The organism is Streptomyces sp. SID14436 (assembly GCF_010548465.1).
GTDB lineage: Bacteria > Actinomycetota > Actinomycetes > Streptomycetales > Streptomycetaceae > Streptomyces.
Map to the genome: position 1 here is coordinate 1 of NZ_JAAGMD010000793.1, position 15,574 is coordinate 15,574.

Annotated in this window: 13 protein-coding genes and 2 pseudogenes; 9 read left to right on the plus strand and 6 right to left on the minus strand. The window is 74.9% G+C overall.

The window, feature by feature from the left end; all coding sequences use genetic code 11:
• Window positions 1–910: hypothetical protein (locus tag G3I53_RS28850; protein WP_164438930.1), on the plus strand; the 910-nt coding region annotated here is incomplete at its 5' end.
• Window positions 907–3,777 carry a multicopper oxidase domain-containing protein gene (locus tag G3I53_RS34620; protein ID WP_203617502.1) on the plus strand — a complete coding sequence of 957 codons (2,871 nt, stop codon included), beginning with the start codon at window positions 907–909 and terminating at the stop codon, window positions 3,775–3,777. The genes G3I53_RS28850 and G3I53_RS34620, both read left to right, overlap by 4 nt.
• 212 nt (window positions 3,778–3,989) lie before the next feature.
• On the opposite strand, the gene G3I53_RS28860 is transcribed toward G3I53_RS34620, so the two are convergent.
• From G3I53_RS28860 to G3I53_RS28870, 3 genes are all read right to left on the minus strand, one after another.
• Window positions 3,990–4,808, minus strand: a complete 819-nt coding sequence (locus G3I53_RS28860) for a DUF5336 domain-containing protein (protein ID WP_164338067.1) — start codon at window positions 4,806–4,808, stop codon at window positions 3,990–3,992.
• Between the two features lie 158 nt (window positions 4,809–4,966).
• Window positions 4,967–5,956, minus strand: a complete 990-nt coding sequence (locus G3I53_RS28865; RefSeq protein WP_164338066.1) for an N-acetylmuramoyl-L-alanine amidase — start codon at window positions 5,954–5,956, stop codon at window positions 4,967–4,969.
• 139 nt (window positions 5,957–6,095) lie between these two features.
• The gene (locus G3I53_RS28870) at window positions 6,096–6,746 is read right to left on the minus strand and encodes a class I SAM-dependent methyltransferase (protein WP_164338065.1); all 651 of its coding nucleotides are present in this window, start codon (window positions 6,744–6,746) and stop codon (window positions 6,096–6,098) included.
• 210 nt (window positions 6,747–6,956) lie between these two features.
• Here G3I53_RS28870 and G3I53_RS28875 point away from each other — a divergent pair, with 210 nt between their 5' ends.
• Together G3I53_RS28875 and G3I53_RS28880 are read left to right on the plus strand one after the other, a co-directional pair.
• Window positions 6,957–8,387 (plus strand): MFS transporter, encoded by a 1,431-nt coding sequence (locus G3I53_RS28875; protein ID WP_239064174.1) that lies wholly within the window; start codon window positions 6,957–6,959, stop codon window positions 8,385–8,387.
• 239 nt (window positions 8,388–8,626) lie between these two features.
• The gene (locus tag G3I53_RS28880; protein ID WP_164338063.1) at window positions 8,627–9,394 is read left to right on the plus strand and encodes a class I SAM-dependent methyltransferase; all 768 of its coding nucleotides are present in this window, start codon (window positions 8,627–8,629) and stop codon (window positions 9,392–9,394) included.
• Between the two features lie 36 nt (window positions 9,395–9,430).
• Here the strand turns inward: G3I53_RS28880 and G3I53_RS28885 are convergent.
• Window positions 9,431–9,844: pseudogene (locus tag G3I53_RS28885) on the minus strand (response regulator); the annotation flags it as partial.
• A 261-nt stretch (window positions 9,845–10,105) separates the two neighbouring features.
• On the opposite strand from G3I53_RS28885, the gene G3I53_RS28890 reads away from it, so the two are divergent.
• Window positions 10,106–10,999 carry a MaoC/PaaZ C-terminal domain-containing protein gene (locus G3I53_RS28890; RefSeq protein ID WP_164338062.1) on the plus strand — a complete coding sequence of 298 codons (894 nt, stop codon included), beginning with the start codon at window positions 10,106–10,108 and terminating at the stop codon, window positions 10,997–10,999.
• Window positions 11,000–11,158: 159 nt separating this feature from the next.
• Window positions 11,159–11,425: pseudogene (locus tag G3I53_RS28895) on the plus strand (short chain dehydrogenase); the annotation flags it as partial.
• A gap of 70 nt (window positions 11,426–11,495) precedes the next feature.
• Here the strand turns inward: G3I53_RS28895 and G3I53_RS33490 are convergent.
• Complete coding sequence (locus G3I53_RS33490; protein ID WP_192235022.1) at window positions 11,496–11,663, minus strand: hypothetical protein; 168 nt, start codon at window positions 11,661–11,663, stop codon at window positions 11,496–11,498.
• A gap of 97 nt (window positions 11,664–11,760) precedes the next feature.
• Window positions 11,761–12,993, minus strand: a complete 1,233-nt coding sequence (locus G3I53_RS28900) for a hypothetical protein (RefSeq protein ID WP_164438931.1) — start codon at window positions 12,991–12,993, stop codon at window positions 11,761–11,763.
• A 408-nt stretch (window positions 12,994–13,401) separates the two neighbouring features.
• On the opposite strand from G3I53_RS28900, the gene G3I53_RS28905 reads away from it, so the two are divergent.
• From G3I53_RS28905 to G3I53_RS28915, 3 genes are all read left to right on the plus strand, one after another.
• Window positions 13,402–14,310, plus strand: coding sequence for a Nif3-like dinuclear metal center hexameric protein (locus tag G3I53_RS28905; RefSeq protein ID WP_164345350.1), 909 nt, complete (start codon window positions 13,402–13,404; stop codon window positions 14,308–14,310).
• Entirely contained in the window at window positions 14,307–15,050 is a 744-nt protein-coding gene (locus G3I53_RS28910; protein WP_164337744.1) for a C4-type zinc ribbon domain-containing protein, read from the plus strand. Before G3I53_RS28905 ends, G3I53_RS28910 begins: the two co-directional genes overlap by 4 nt.
• Before the next feature lie 12 nt (window positions 15,051–15,062).
• Window positions 15,063–15,574: reverse transcriptase-like protein (locus G3I53_RS28915; protein WP_164438932.1), on the plus strand; the 512-nt coding region annotated here is incomplete at its 3' end.

Genomic DNA, 15,574 nt, shown 5'->3' on the forward strand with positions numbered 1-15,574 from the left:
CGGCGCGGGCGGCCTGCTGCTGCTCACGCCCGCCGACCCGGCCCTGCCCCGGCTGCTGCTCGTCGCCGGATGCGCCGCGCTGACCGCGCTGTACGTGCGCTTCTGGCGCCGGCAACCGAGCACGGCCCTGCTCGCCCAGGCCGCGGGCGCCGTCTGCGCGCTGGGCGGGGCCCTGCTGTGGCTGGGCGGCCTGGACGTGCCGCGCCTGCTGCCGTGGCTGGTCGCCTTCCTCGTGCTGACCATCGCCGGGGAGCGCCTGGAACTCGCCCGCGTCGCCACCCTCGCCCCGTCCGCCGAACCGACCTTCCTGGCCTGCGTCGCGACCGTGGCCGTCGGGGTCGTCACCACCCTGATGTGGCCCCTGGCGGGCACCCTGGTGCTCGGCGCCGCCCTCCTCGTCCTCGTCGGGTGGCTCCTCGTGCACGACGTGGCGCGCCGGCTCCTGCGCTCCACCGGACTGCCCCGCTTCACCGCCGGGTGCCTGCTGGCCGGGTACGGCTGGCTGGGGCTCGCCGGCGGCCTGTGGCTGGTCACGGGGCCGGTCACCGACGGCACCCGCTACGACGCCGTGGTGCACGCCGTCTTCCTCGGCTTCGTGATGTCGATGATCATGGCGCACGCGCCGACGATCCTGCCCGCGGTCCTGCGCCGCCCCCTGCCGTACCGCCCCGGCATGGCGGCGGCCGCCTGGCTGCTGCACCTCTCCCTGGTCCTGCGGGTGTGCGTCGGCGACCTCCGCGACAACGAGGCGGCCTGGCGGACGGGGGGCGTGCTCAACATCGCCGCGGTCCTGCTGTTCGTCGTGACCGCCGCCGCGGCATCGGCGACCGCCGCGCGGAGGGCCGCCGGGAAGCAGCCGGCCCCGCCCCGCTCCCCGGCCGACACCGGTTCCGACCGGCCGAGGGCGTGACGGACGTGACCATCGGCCTGTCCCCGTCCCGGCCGGACGGACCGGTGCCGCGGCCGCCCGGACGGTCCCCGCGCGCCCTCTGGCACCTCGGGGTGAACGCGATCGTCGTCGGATGGCTCACCCTGTTCGCCGTGGTGGGAGCCGCCCACCACTTCGTGCCGCACGCCCGCTGGCTGCTCGTCCACCTGCTGCTGCTCGGGGCCGTCAGCAACGCCGTCGTGATCTGGTCCGGGCACTTCGCCGCCAGCGTTCTGCGGCTGCCCGAGGCCAACCGGGGCGCGCCCGCCGCACTGCGGCTGGCCTGCCTGAACGCCGGTGCCGTGGGCGTGATCGCCGGGCTGCTCGCGGGACACTGGCCCGTCGTCCTCGCCGGCGGGAGCCTGGTCGCGGGCGCGGTCACCGCCCACGCCGCCTGGCTGGTCCGGCTGCTGCGGCGGGCCCTGCCGGGCCGCTTCACCATGACGGTGCGCTACTACGTCGCCGCCGCGGCCCTGCTGCCGGCCGGCGCCGCGCTCGGGATCCTCATGGCGCGCGGTGACCTCGCCGGGGACCTCCCCGAACGGGCCCTGCTCGCCCACGAGATGGTCAACCTGCTCGGCTGGATCGGCCTCACCGTGGCCGGCACGCTCATCACCCTGTGGCCGACCATGCTGCGCACCCGGGTCGCCGACGGCGCCGAACGCGCGGCCCGGCGCGCGCTTCCCGTCCTGGTCGCCGGCCTCCTCCTGGCCGTGGCCGCCGCCCTGCTCGCACCGCCGCCGGCGGCCGCCGCCGGTGTGGCCGTCCACACCGCCGGACTCGTCATCGCGGGCACGCCCTGGCTGCGTGAGGCCCGCACGAAGCCGCCGCGCTCCTTCGCGGCCTGGTCGGTGGCCGCGGGCGTGCTCTGGCTGACCGGGTCCCTGGTGGCCCTGACCGGCATCCTGCTGTCCACCACCTCGTGGACGACGGCCGCCGCCCGCGTCTCCCAGCTCACCGCGCCCCTCGCGGCCGGCTGGATCGCCCAGGTCCTGGTCGGTGCGCTCAGCTTCCTCGTCCCGGTCGTCCTGGGCGGCGGCCCGGCCGCGGTACGCACCGCCACCGCCGGACTCGAACGGGCCTGGCCGGCCCGGCTGACCGTCACCAACACGGCGCTGCTGCTCTGCGTCCTGCCCGTGCCGTCCATGGTCCGGGTGGTCTGCTCGTCCCTGCTGCTGCTCGTCCTCCTGCACTTCCTCGCCCTGCTCGTCCACACCGTCGCCCGTGCCCTGCGGACCCGGCGCACCGGCCCGACCGCCGGGCAGGATGCCGGCCCGACCGCCGGCCCGACCGCCGGGCAGGCGGCCGGCCATGCGCCTTCCGGGTCTTCCGGTCCTCCCGGTCCTCCCGGTCCTCCCGGTCCTCCCGGTCCTCCCGGTCCTCCCGGTCCTCCCGGTCCTCCCGGTCCTCCCGGACCTGTCGGTTCTCCCGGGCCTCCGCACCGGGTGCTCGGGGGCGTCGCGGCCGGGCTCGCGGTGGTGATGCTGGGGGTCGCGGGCGGCGGCGCGATGGACGTGCGGTCCCTGCCGGTGGTGGCCGGGTCCGCCGCCACGACGGCCGACGGCACCGGCGAGGTGCGGCCCACCGGCCGCACCACCACGGCCGACGTGACCGTGCGCGGCATGCGGTTCTCACCCGCCACGATCGACGTGCCCGCCGGGGACCGCCTGGTGATCCGGCTGCACAACACCGGCACCGACACCCACGACCTGGTGCTGGAGACCGGCGCGCGCACCGACCGGCTCCGCCCCGGCGGACGGGACACCCTGGACGCCGGGGTCGTCGGCCGCGACCTCTCCGGCTGGTGCTCGGTCGTCGGCCACCGCCAGATGGGCATGGTCCTCGCGATCCGCGTCACCGGTGAGCGGCCCGACCGGAGCACCGCGCACGACCACGGCAGCGCAGCCGGCACCGGGGCCACCGACGGCGGTTCCGGGGACACCCGCGACGGCGGCTCCGCCGCGGAGGCCTTCGACCCGATGGCCGAACCCGCCCCCGGCTTCACCGCCCGCGACGCCCAACTCCCGCCCGCCACCGCGCCGTCCGGCCCCCGGCTGCACCGGCGGACCCTCACCGTCACGGAGGCGGTCACCGAAGTGGCCCCCGGCGTACGGCAGAAGCTGTGGACCTTCGGCGGCACCGCGCCCGGCCCGGTCCTGCGCGGCCGGGTCGGCGACACCTTCGAGATCACCCTCGTCAACGACGGCACCATCGGCCACTCCGTCGACTTCCACGCCGGCGCGCTGGCCCCGGACCGGCCGATGCGCACCCTCCAGCCGGGCCGGTCGCTCACCTACCGCTTCACGGCGACCCGCAGCGGCATCTGGATGTACCACTGCGCCACCATGCCGATGTCGCTGCACATCGCCAACGGCATGTTCGGCGCGGTGATCATCGACCCGCCCGGCCTGCCGGAGGCCGACCGCGAATACGTCCTCGTGCAGTCCGAGTTCTACCTCGGCGCGCAGAACGCCACGGCCGACCCGGACAAGATCCGCGCCGGGCGGCCCGACATGGTCGCCTTCAACGGCTACGCGAACCAGTACGACCACGACCCGCTGACCGCCCGCGCCGGTGAACGCGTCCGGGTGTGGGTGCTGAGCGCGGGGCCCGACCGGCCCAGCGCCTTCCACGTCGTGGGCGGGCAGTTCGACACCGTCTTCCGGGAGGGCGCCTACGCCCTGCGCCCCGGAGGCGCCGAACGCGGCGGCGCGCAGGTGCTCGACCTGCCGCCGGCTGCCGGAGGGTTCGTCGAGCTGACCTTCCCCGAGGCGGGGACGTACCCGTTCGTCACCCACGTGATGACGGACGCGGAACGCGGCGCGCACGGCGTGTTCCGCGTGCGCTGACCGGACGGCCGGGGCGGGGCGCCGGGCGCGGGGCGCGGGTCGGGACCACCGACCCGGCCGCACGCCCGCCTCCAGAGGCTGTGTCAGCCACGTACCCGGCGCCGGTGTTGGTCCGTGCCGGGCCGTGCCGGGCTTGAGCGGGGCGTCGACTGCACGGCAACGGCCCCCCGCCCGGAAGGGCGAGGGGCCGTGACGCGCAGCGGGCGGGCCTGTCAGCCGCGCTGGATCCCCGAGGTGTCCTGGAGGACGCCGCGACGGCCGTCCTGCGTCTGGGCGACGAGCGCCTGACCGCGCTGCTCGACCGCGAGGTACCAGGTGCCGGGCGCGAGTTCGGCGATCGGGGACGGCGAACCGTCCTCCGCGAACAGCGGCCGGGCCACCGGCACGGCGAACCAGAACGGCGAGAAGTCACCGGCGGCCGGAGCGGCCGGCTGCCCCTGCGGCTGGCCCGGGAAGGGCTGCTGACCGGGCTGGCCCGGCTGCGGCTGACCACCGAAGGACGCCTGCTGCGGCGCACCCGGGTAGCCGTAACCGCCGGGCGGCTGCGCACCGTAGGGCTGCGGGGCCGCGGGACGCGCGGCCGGGACGAGCGCACCCTTCAGGGCGGGCACCAGCGGGGTGGCGACCGCCGCGGCGGCCAGCAGCAGCGCCGCGATCAGACCGAGGATGAGACCGGCACCGGTGTCCGGCTCCCGGCTGCCGAGCCCGGAGAAGAGGTTGTCGAACGCCCCCATCGGGTCGATGATCGTCCAGAAGGACGTCCACGCGGCGAAGATCGTCAGGGCCACACCGAACTGGCCGAGGTCGAGACCGGCGACCTTGGGCGGCTGGGGCAGCGCGCGGGACACGACGATGAGAGCCGCACCGGCGATACCGGCGATGTACATGCTCATCACCAGGCCGAGGTTGTCCCAGGCGTTGGGGATGTCGTCGCCGTCGCCGCCGAACGTGTCGAGGAAAGACGCGATGAACAGCAATACCGCTGCTCCGATCACCACGCCGTCGCCTCGAGTGAGGGAGCGGATATTCACTTCAGGTCCTTCGTAGGTCGTCTCGTCGTCGGAAGAGGCGTCGCTGTTCACCTTGTCGCCCTCAGGCTCCGGTGTGAAGCGCGGGGGTGACCCCTCATCGTAGGAGGACACTACCGTCCACGCGCTGGGGCTGTCCGCCCGGATCGGCGCGCCGACCTCTACCCGCGCAGGAAACTCACGATTCCCTCAGAGATCCCCCGCGCCGCTTTCTGCCGCCAGGCGCCACTGGTCAGCAGCGCCGCGTCCTTGCTATCGCGCATGTTGCCGCACTCGACGAACACCTTGGGAACTGTTGACAGATTGAGACCGCCCAGGTCCTTCCGCGTGACGAGACCGGTACCGTCGCCGACGTAGTTGGACGGGGCGTTGCCCGTGACGCGGACGAAGTTGCCCGCGATGCGCTCCCCGAGTTCCCGCGAAGGCTCCACGATGGCGCGGGTGTCGGCCTCACCGGCCCGCACGGCGCCCGGCAGGATGACGTGGAAACCGCGCTGTCCGGCGCCCGCGCCGTCCGCGTGCAGCGACACGACCGCGTCGGCCTTCGCCTCGTTGCCGATCCGCGCCCGCTCGTCCACACACGGCCCGAACGGCCGGTCGGCGTCCTGCGTCAGCTTCACCTTCGCCCCCTGCTCCTCGAGCAGCGCGCGCATCCGGTGGGCCAGGTCGAGGGTGAACTTCGCCTCGGCGTAACCGTCGTTGGTGGCGGTGCCGGTGGTGTCGCACTCCTTGCGGTTCGTCCCGATGTCCACCTGGCGGTTGATCTCGGCCGTGTGCTGGAAGTTGCCGGGGTTGTGCCCCGGGTCGATCACGACGACCTTCCCCTTCAGCGCCCCCGACCCGGCCGGCGCCGACGCCGGGGCCGAGGAGGAGGCACTCGCGGAGGCGCTCGGCGTCCCGTCGTCCGGACCCTCGGAGCCCGACGCGGAGGCCCCGGACGGGGACGGCTCCGCCGACGACACCGGAGCGGACGCGGTCGACCGCGCCGCGGCCTCCCCGTTGCCCCCGTCGTCGCCCGAACCGCCCACGGCCGCGTAGACGGCCCACCCGAGCAGGGCCCCGGGCACGAGCGCGGCGACCGCCACGGTCAGGGGGCGCCGCCGGGAGTTCGACGGCGGGGGCGGATCGAAATCGGGACCGGTGTACGACACGGAGCCACCCTAACGGCCACGGGACGGCGCCACGGGCTCATCACCCGACGACGCGACGGCCGCCGTGCGACAGGGCGGGCCACCCGTGTCCTCACGCCCCGGCCGCGTCACGCCCCGGCCGCGTGACGTCCGGTCCGCGTCAGATGCCCGGCCCGGTACGGCGCAGCACCCGCAGGGAGTCCGTCGCCGAGACCTCCGTGAACGCGCCGGAGGCGAGGGCGCGCAGGTAGACGCGGTAGGGGGCCTGGCCGGTGAACTCGTCGGCCGGGTCGGGGAACACGTCGTGGATGACGAGAAGGCCGCCCTCGGCGACGTGCGGCGCCCAGCCCTCGTAGTCGGCGGTGGCGTGCTCGTCGGTGTGACCGCCGTCGACGAACACCAGGGCGAGCGGGGTGTTCCAGAGCGCCGCGATCTGCGGGGAGCGGCCCACCAGGGCCACCACGTGCTCCTCCAGGCCCGCCCGGTGCAGCGTCCGGCGGAAGGCGGGCAGCGTGTCCATCACACCCAGCTCCGGGTCCACGGTCTCCGGGTCGTGGTAGTCCCAGCCGGGCTGCTGTTCCTCGCTGCCGCGGTGGTGGTCGACGGTCAGCGCGGCGACCCCGGCCGCGCGGGCCGCGTCCGCCAGGAGCAGCGTGGAGCGCCCGCAGTAGGTGCCGACCTCCAGCAGCGGCAGGCCCAGCCGCCCGGCCTCCACCGCCGCGGCGTACAGGGCCAGGCCCTCGTCCACGGGCATGAAGCCCTTCGCCGCCTCGAACGCGGCCAGGATCTCGGGCTCGGGTGCCGGCGCCATCGGCGTCCTCTCGGGTGCTCACTCGGGTCTCGCTGTCTTCCGGGCGCCATGCTGCCCTACGGGGAGGGGGCCGGGGCGGCGGGGGGTACCGGCGGGTAGCCGGGGCCGCCAGTTCCGATCCCGCCGGTCTGGGCCTAGGTCCGCGGGCCGAGACCCCGCCCGGCGAAATCCCGATGCACCGGACAACCATCCCTTGAGACCATGGCCCTCATGCTCGATGCCCAGGAAGCCCCCGCCGGAACCCCCCGCCGCCGCCGTACCGCCCCTCCCGCGTGGATGGTGGTGGCGCTGGCGTGTGCGGGACAGTTCCTCGTCGTGCTCGACGTCTCCGTCGTGAACGTGGCCCTGCCGTCGATGCGGACCGGCCTCGGCCTGAGCGAGCAGGGCCTGCAGTGGGTCGTCAACGCGTACGCCATCGCCTTCGCCGGATTCATGCTGCTCGGCGGACGCGCGGGCGACCTGTTCGGACGCAAGCGGATGTTCCTGGTCGGCCTCGGCCTGTTCACCCTGGCCTCGCTGGCCGGCGGGCTCGCCCAGGAGGGCTGGCAGCTGCTGCTGGCGCGGGCCGTGCAGGGGCTCGGGGCGGCCGTCCTCGCGCCGTCCACACTGACCATCGTCACCGAGGCCGTACCGGAGGGCGCCGCCCGGGCCCGGGCGATCGCCACCTGGACCGCCGTCGGCGCCGGCGGCGGAGCGGCCGGCGGATTCGTCGGCGGGGTGCTGGTGGACCTGCTGTCCTGGCGCTGGGTCCTGCTGATCAACGTGCCGGTCGGAGCGGTGGTGCTCGCCGGTGCCGTCGGGTGGCTGGCGGAGAGCCGGGCCGGGGACGGACGCCGGCTCGACCTGCCCGGAGCCCTCCTGGTCACCGGCGGCCTGGCCACCCTGGCCTACGGCATCTCGCAGACCGAGGCCGAGGGGTGGTCCGCGACGGCCACCCTGGTCCCGCTGACCGTCGGCGTGCTGCTGATCCTCCTCTTCCTGCTGGTGGAGGCACGGACCAGGGCGCCGCTGATGCCGCTGGGGCTGCTGCGGCTGCGCTCGGTGTCGTCGGCGAACGTGGGGATGTTCCTGTCCGGCTCGGCGATGTTCTGCATGTGGTTCTTCATGACGCTGTACGCGCAGAACGTCCTCGGCTACACCCCGCTGGAGGCCGGGTTCGCCCTGGTGCCCAGCTCCCTCGCGGTGGTCCTCGGCTCCAAGCTGGCGCCCCGGCTGATGCACGCCTTCGGCTCCCGCAACGTCGCCGTGCTCGGCACGCTCGTGGCGGTGGCCGGCTTCGCCTGGCAGTCGACGATGACCGCCGACGGGGCGTACCTGACGGCGATCATGTTCCCCGGCATCCTGATGATGCTGGGCGCGGGCCTCGCCGGGACCCCGCTCGCCGCCGTCGCCACCGGCGGAGCCGCCCCCGAGGAGGCCGGGCTGGTCTCCGGGATGATCAACACCTCCCGCACGATGGGCGGTTCCCTGGGCCTGGCGGTCATGTCGACGATCGCCGCCTCCCGCACGGGCGGCAGCAGCAGCCCGCAGGCCCTGACGGAGGGCTACGCCCTCGCCTTCCGCACCGGCACGGCGGTCCTCGTCGCCGGTGCCGTACTGATGTGGCTGTGGCTGCCACGGAGGACGGCGGACCAGCACTAGGGACTTTCGGGAGGGCCAGGCCGGAAAACCGTGGGCCGATCCGCCGTGAGAGGCCCGGTGACGGCTCTCCAGGGTGCCCGGGAGGCGTTTTCCCGCCGGGGCCAAGGGCGGGCGCCCGAGCCCCGCCGGCAGCCCCGCAACGGCCCGCCCACGCCCCTCTCGTTGGGCGTGTGCACCCCCTCTGACCTGCGAATATGCGTGATGGAACGGTACAATCACCGGGCCTGGAAGGGGGCCGGATGGACCGGAACGTACGCACCGTCGACGACGTACTGGACCTGCTGGACGGACTGTTCGCACCGGAGGCCGACCGGTGGACGGACCGGGGTGCCGACTGGTGGGACGACTTTTACGCCGACCGCTCCCGCCCGGTGCCGTTCTTCGCGGCGAAACCCGACGCGAACCTCGTGTCGTACGTCGAGCGAGGGCTCCTCACCGGCGGTCGGGCGCTGGAACTGGGCTGCGGACCCGGCCGCAACGCGCTGTACCTGGCGGCCCACGGCTTCGACGTGGACGCGGTCGACCTCTCCCCGACAGCCCTCGCCTGGGCCCGTGAACGGGCGGAGGACGCCGGTCGGACGAGCCGTCTCCGCTTCCACCACGGGGACGTGTTCACCCTGACCGGTGTCCGCCCTGCCGGTCCCGGGAGCGAGGCGGCCGCACTGACCGGCCCCTACGACCTCGTGTACGACTCCGGCTGCTTCCACCACCTGCCGCCGCACCGCCGGATCACCTACCTGACGCTGCTGGACCGCGTCCTCGCGCCCGGCGGCCGGTTCGCGCTCACCTGCTTCGCCGCCGGGGGCATGGGCTCGGAACTGCCCGACGCGGCCTTCTACACCGGGGACGGTCTGCGGGGCGGGCTCGCCTACAGGGACACGTCGCTGCGCCACATCTTCTCCAGCCTCACGGAGGTCGAACTGCGCCGGATGCGCGAAGAGCCCGAGGGCGCGCCGGTCTTCGGCAAGGACTTCCTGTGGGCGGGTCTGTTCCGGCGAGCGGACTGACGGCGCGCGGCGGCCTCCCGCCCCCTACCCGGACCCGAGTGCCGGGTCGATCACCGTCTCGCCCGTGAGGACCCGGCGGATCGCCGAGGCGAGGTCGTCCACCGGGCCATCCTCGACGAGGAAACCGGCCGCACCGGCGTCCAGGGCGCGGCGCAGGTGGCCGGGGCGGCCGGACGTGGCGAGGACGAGGACCCGGCAATCGGGGACCTGGCGGCGCAGCTCGGCGGCGGCGGTCCAGCAGGAGCCGTCCGGCAGGTCGAGGTCGAGCAGGACCACGTCCGGGCGGTGGACCAGCGCCGCGTCCGCGATCCCGGCGCCCGCGCCCACCTGGGCCACGACCTCGATGTCCGGTTCCATGCCGAGCAGTAAGGCGAGCGCCCCGCGTGCCCTTCGCGGGTCCTCCGCCAGCAGAACCCGGACGGACTTCGCGGGCCGGTGATTCCGGGGCATCTCGTCCACGGCAGAAGCGTAGGGCGCAACCGGCCGGAGAGACCCCGGGACGTCGGGGGCGGGCTGCCGGACGGCGGGAGCACTCCCTCGGCTGACGCTCCGTCAGGAGACTTCCCATGAGCTGGAGGCTCGGCTATACAGGGGAGCGTCGCACTGGAACGCGTTCTAGAAGTGGCGGGTTCCGCGGCCCGTGACGACCCCGGTGCGGCCGACGGTGCGGACAGTCGTACCGGGGTCTTCGACCCGGCGATCAGGAGTCCCATGCCCATCGACGCAGCCAAGGCGCTCGCCGCCCAGCCCCGGACCGGCGAGATCTCCTGGGGCGCCAAGGACGTACTGCTCTACCACCTCGGCATCGGCGCGGGCGTGCCCGCCACCGACCCCCGCGAACTGCGCTACACCCTCGAATCCCGGCTGCACGTCCTGCCCAGCTTCGCCACCGTCGCGGGCGCCGGGTCGCCCGGCGTGATCGGCGGGCTGTCCATGCCGGGCGTGGAGGTCGACCTCGCCCGGGTGCTGCACGGCGGGCAGTCACTCACCCTGCACCGCCCGCTGACCGTCGAGGGCACCGCCACCGCGACCGGCAGGATCGCCGCCGTGTACGACAAGGGCAAGGCCGCCGTCCTCGTCATGCGCACCGAAGTGGCCGACGCCGACGGCCCGTTGTGGACCAACGACGCGCAGATCTACGTACGCGGGGAGGGCGGCTGGGGCGGCGACCGGGGTCCCTCCACCCGGCGCGAACCCCCCGCCGGGGAACCGGACCTGGTCGTGGAACGCCCCCTGCGGGAGGACCAGGCCCTGCTCTACCGCCTGTCCGGCGACTGGAACCCCCTGCACGCCGACCCGGGGTTCGCCGAGCGGGCCGGATTCGAGCGGCCCATCCTGCACGGCCTGTGCACCTACGGCATCACCCTCAAGGCCGTCGTCGACACGCTGCTCGACGGCGACGTCACCCGCGTCCGCGCCTACGCCACCCGGTTCGCCGGAGTCGTGTACCCGGGCGAGACCCTGCGGATCCGCATGTGGCGCGGGAGGGGCGGCGAGGGCGGCGGGGGCGGCGAGGTGGCGGCCGCTGAGGTCCGCGTCGCCGTGAGCGCATTGGAACGGGACGACGCCCCCGTGCTCGCAGACACCGTCGTCGGCCACAGGTGAAGCGTGGCGAGGGACGGCCGGCCGACCCGCCCGTATCCCCACCCCCACCCCCACCCGCGACGCTCCGGACTCACCCGACCCGCCCCCGCACCACCCCACCCGACCGATCCACCGCCGAGGGGAGCCGTGCCATGCGCGCAGCCGTACTGCAGGAGACGGGACCCGCCGGCACCCGAGCATGTCGCCCCGCTCGTCGGCTACTTGGCGTCACCGGCCGCCGGGCGCGTCAACGGGCAGCTCCTCGTGGTGCACGGCGGCTTGGTCGCCCTCGTCGAACGGCCGCGCGTCGCCGCCCGGTTCGACAGCGGACAGGGCACCTTCACGTACGAGGAACTGGACGCCCTGCTCACCCCGCGCTACGCCGGGCGTCCGCCGGGTGAGACGTTCGCCGCGGTCGAGGTGCTGGGTCTGCGACGCGGCGCCTGAACACGGACCGGCCCCGCCCGTCGCGTGACGGGCGGGGCCGATTCCCGGTACTGCGTGCCGGTGCGGTGCCTCAGGCGGCCGACTCGGCGTGCTCCTGCTCCTCCACCGGCCTGCGGTGACGTCCGCGCGGAGCGGTCTCGCCGTCCTGGGTGGAAACCGGTCCGCGGTGCTTGCCCCGGCCGGGGGCGACCTGCCCGCCGTCGGCGGTCGGCGCCTGGTGCGTCATGGCGTCGTTCATCGAGAAGAATTCACCCCGTAAAACTGAACTTTCCTACAGCCGGGCGAGTTTAACCGGCGCCCGGCCCCCCTGATCCAGACGGCCACGCCGACCGCCACTACTTCGTTACAAGCCGTGCCAGCGGGGCCTGTTGGAGCGGAACGGGCCTCGGCGCGGACGGCACCCCGGCGGGCGGCGCGGGGCGGCCCGAGCCGCCCGCGAAGTCCCCGGAGTCCGCCTCGGCGTCCGTGCCGGGGGTGGCGTCCGACGCGGTGTCCGACGCGGTGTCCGAGACGTCGCCGCCGTCCCGCCCGGCCCGGTCCTCCGGCGCCGGGGCCGGTACCCGCGCCACCCCGCAGGGGACGTCCCGCGTGGCGTACGGCAGGCCCAGCACCCCGTCCTCCGTCCACCAGCCGGTGCCGGTCAGCCACCCCTCCGGTGCCGGGAGATGACGCACCTGCCGCTCGGCGGGCCGCCACACACCCACCCAGCTGCCGAACGGGCCGTCCAGGCGCAGCGCCACCGCACAGCCCTCCGGGGTGAGCACCTGCCCCGGCTGGATCGCGAACGGCGTCACCACACAGTCCGGCACCCGCAGGCACTCCGGGAACCGCACCGGCAGCGTGCTGCCCAGCACACCCCAGCCCAGCCGGGGACTGCCCGGCGAGGGCGCGTCGGAGCGGAGCAGCAGCAGTCCGCTGTCCGGGTCGGCGAGCAGCACCCGGTCGTCGCTCTCGGCCGCGATCTGCAGCAGCGGCGACACCTCGCCGTCGCGCTCCAGGTCCACCACGACCGCCTTGGTGCGCCCGCCGGTCTCCCGGTCCAGCGCCAGCATCCGGCCCGCGCGGTCCAGCCACACCCCGCCCGAGCAGCGGCCGGGCAGCTCGGCCACGCGTTCCGGTCCGAAGGCGCCGCCCGCCACCAGCCACACCGTGGACGTCCGCCGTCCCACCGCCAGCGCGTACGCCCGTTCCCCGCCGGGCGCGGGCGGCAGCAGCCGCAGGCGCGTGTCGGCGTCGGGGCACTCGACGGCGCCCAGCGGCAGCTCGCCGGTGCCGGGGCCGGTGGGGTAGAGCAGGAAGAAGGTGTGCCGTCCGGCCACCGGCCGGTGGATCAGCACCCGCCCGTCGCCCATCGGCTGCACCTCGGTGCCCGGCTCCTCGGGCCGGTCGCCCGGCAGCGGCACCGCGTAGGGCTCGGGCCCGTCCAGGGTCCACCGCTCCGGGACGGGGGAGCCGTCGGCGGGCGCCAGACGCGCGGCGTAGGAACCGTCCGCCGCGATCGCGCAGGCCGGCGCCGGCCCGGCCCCGTCGTCGTGACCGGTCGAGGGTTCGATCGCACAGGCCGTCATGGTTCGGTCACCTCCGGCGACGAACGTAGTTTTCGCACGCACGGGCGGGGGACAGGCGGGACTCCGCTTCACACATAAGGGTGCTCCAGGAACGATTCGCCTGAGGGAGCAGGGGTGTATGTGCTCCGGGCGCGCTCCCGGCGTGCTCCCGGCGTGCCGGGGCGGGTCGGTGTGGCCCGGTGCGGGCTGAGGCGGGCCGGGGCCGGCCGGTGCAATCCGGGGCGAAACAGGGTGAACCGGGGGCGTGCCGCCCCGCCACCACCGAGGGCTGCGCCCCGCCACCACCGAGGGCTGCGCCCCGCCACCACCGAGGGCTGCGCCCCGCCACCACGGAGCGGAACATCCGGCCGCGGGCGGCGCCGAACATCCCGTTACGGTGGCGCCGAACAGCCAGGTAGCCTGTGCTGCGTGCCCCGTCTGTCTGAAGTCATCACCGCGCTGGAGAACCTGTGGCCCGCCGAGCGGGCCGAGTCCTGGGACGCGGTCGGCACCGTCGTGGGCGACCCCGGCCAGGAGGTCTCCCGGGTCCTGTTCGCCGTCGACCCCGTCCAGGAGATCGTCGACGAGGCGGTGAAGCTGGGCGCCGACCTGCTGGTCACCCACCACCCGCTCTACCTGCGCGGGACGACCACGGTCGCGGCCTCCACCTTCAAGGGCCGCGTGGTGCACACGCTGATCAAGAACGACATCGCGCTGCACGTCGCCCACACCAACGCCGACACGGCCGACCCCGGCGTCAGCGACGCCCTGGCCGGAGCGCTGGACCTGCGCGTCGTCGGCCCGCTCGTCCCGGACCCCACCGACCCCGAGGGCCGTCGCGGCCTGGGCCGGGTGTGCGAGACCGACCAGCCGCTCACCGTCCGCGAACTCGCCGACCGCGCCGCCGCGCGGCTGCCCGCCACCGCCCAGGGCATCCGGGTCGCCGGAGACCCCGGGGCGCCGGTGCGCAGGGTCGCCGTCAGCGGCGGCTCCGGCGACAGCCTCTTCGACCACGTACGCGCCGCCGGCGTGGACGCCTTCCTCACCGCGGACCTGCGCCACCACCCGGCGTCCGAGGCCCGCGCGCAGCACCCGCTCGCGCTGCTCGACGCGGCCCACTGGGCCACCGAGTGGCCCTGGTGCGAGCTGGCGGCCGCCCAGCTCGACGAGATCTCCGACCGCCACGGCTGGGGCCTCAGGGTCCACGTCTCCAGGACGGTCACGGACCCCTGGACCGCCCACGCGGCGTCCGCCCGCCCGTCGTCGTCCACCACCGCCCCTCCCGGGAACGCCCCGAGCGCCCCCTCCGAGCCCGATTCACCTGGAGCCCCCAACTGAACGCCGCGCCCGCCGACCAGATCCGACTCCTCGACGTCCAGGACCTCGACGTCCGCCTCCAGCAGCTGGCGCACAAGCGGAAGTCGCTCCCCGAGCACGCCGAGATCGAGTCGCTGACCAAGGACCTCACCCAGCTGCGCGACCTGCTGGTGGCCGCGCAGACCGAGGAGAGCGACTGCGCCCGCGAGCAGACCAAGGCCGAGCAGGACGTGGACCAGGTGCGCCAGCGAGCCGCCCGCGACCAGAAGCGCCTCGACTCCGGTGTCGTCTCCTCGCCCAAGGACCTGGAGAACCTCCAGCGCGAGATCGCCTCCCTCGCCAAGCGGCAGGGCGACCTCGAGGACGTCGTCCTGGAGGTCATGGAGCGCCGCGAGTCCGCGCAGGAGCGGGCCGGCGAACTGACCGAGCGGGTCGCCTCCGTCCAGGCGAAGATCGACGACGCCACCGCCCGCCGGGACGCGGCGTTCGAGCAGATCGACGGCGAGGTCGCCACGGCCACCAAGGAGCGCGAGGTCATCGCCGCGGCCGTGCCCGCCGACCTGCTCAAGCTGTACGACAAGCTGCGCGAGCAGCAGGGCGGCATCGGTGCGGCGAAGCTGTACGCCCGCTCCTGCCAGGGCTGCCGCCAGGAGCTCGCCATCACCGAGCTGAACGAGATCCGCGCGGCCGCCCCCGACACCGTCGTGCGCTGCGAGAACTGCCGCCGCATCCTGGTGCGCACCGCCGAGTCGGGTCTGTAAGGGGCTTCACCGGTGCGGGAGTTCATCGTCGAGGCGGACGGCGGGTCGCGGGGCAACCCCGGGCCCGCCGGGTACGGGGCCGTGGTGAGCGACGCGGCGACGGGGGAGACCCTGGCGGAGGCCGCCGAGTACATCGGCGTCGCCACCAACAACGTCGCCGAGTACCGGGGCCTGCTGGCCGGCCTGCGCGCCGCCCGCGACCTCGACCCGGAGGCCGTGGTCCGCGTCCGGATGGACTCCAAGCTGGTCGTCGAGCAGATGTCCGGCCGCTGGAAGATCAAGCACCCCGACATGAAGCCGCTGGCGGCCGAGGCGGCGCGGATCTTCCCGCGGGAGCGGGTCACCTACGAGTGGATCCCGCGCGAGCGCAACAAGCACGCCGACCGGCTGGCCAACGAGGCGATGGACGCGGGCGCACGCGGGGAGCAGTGGTCCGCGTCGGCGTCCACCGCCGACCTGGACACCCCGCCGGCCCGCCCCGTGCGCCCGGCGCCCCCCGAGCCGCAGGGCCCGCCCGGGGACGC

Bases quoted from the DNA above. Each gene is read 5' to 3' on its own strand.
- G3I53_RS28870 (WP_164338065.1), bottom strand. From the start codon at position 6,746: ATGGCGCCGGCACCCGAGCCCGAGATCCTGGCCGCGTTCGAGGCGGCG.
- G3I53_RS28880 (WP_164338063.1), top strand. From the start codon at position 8,627: ATGGACCGGAACGTACGCACCGTCGACGACGTACTGGACCTGCTGGAC.
- G3I53_RS33490 (WP_192235022.1), bottom strand. From the start codon at position 11,663: ATGAACGACGCCATGACGCACCAGGCGCCGACCGCCGACGGCGGGCAG.
- G3I53_RS28900 (WP_164438931.1), bottom strand. From the start codon at position 12,993: ATGACGGCCTGTGCGATCGAACCCTCGACCGGTCACGACGACGGGGCC.
- G3I53_RS28890 (WP_164338062.1), top strand. From the start codon at position 10,106: ATGCCCATCGACGCAGCCAAGGCGCTCGCCGCCCAGCCCCGGACCGGC.
- G3I53_RS28875 (WP_239064174.1), top strand. From the start codon at position 6,957: ATGCTCGATGCCCAGGAAGCCCCCGCCGGAACCCCCCGCCGCCGCCGT.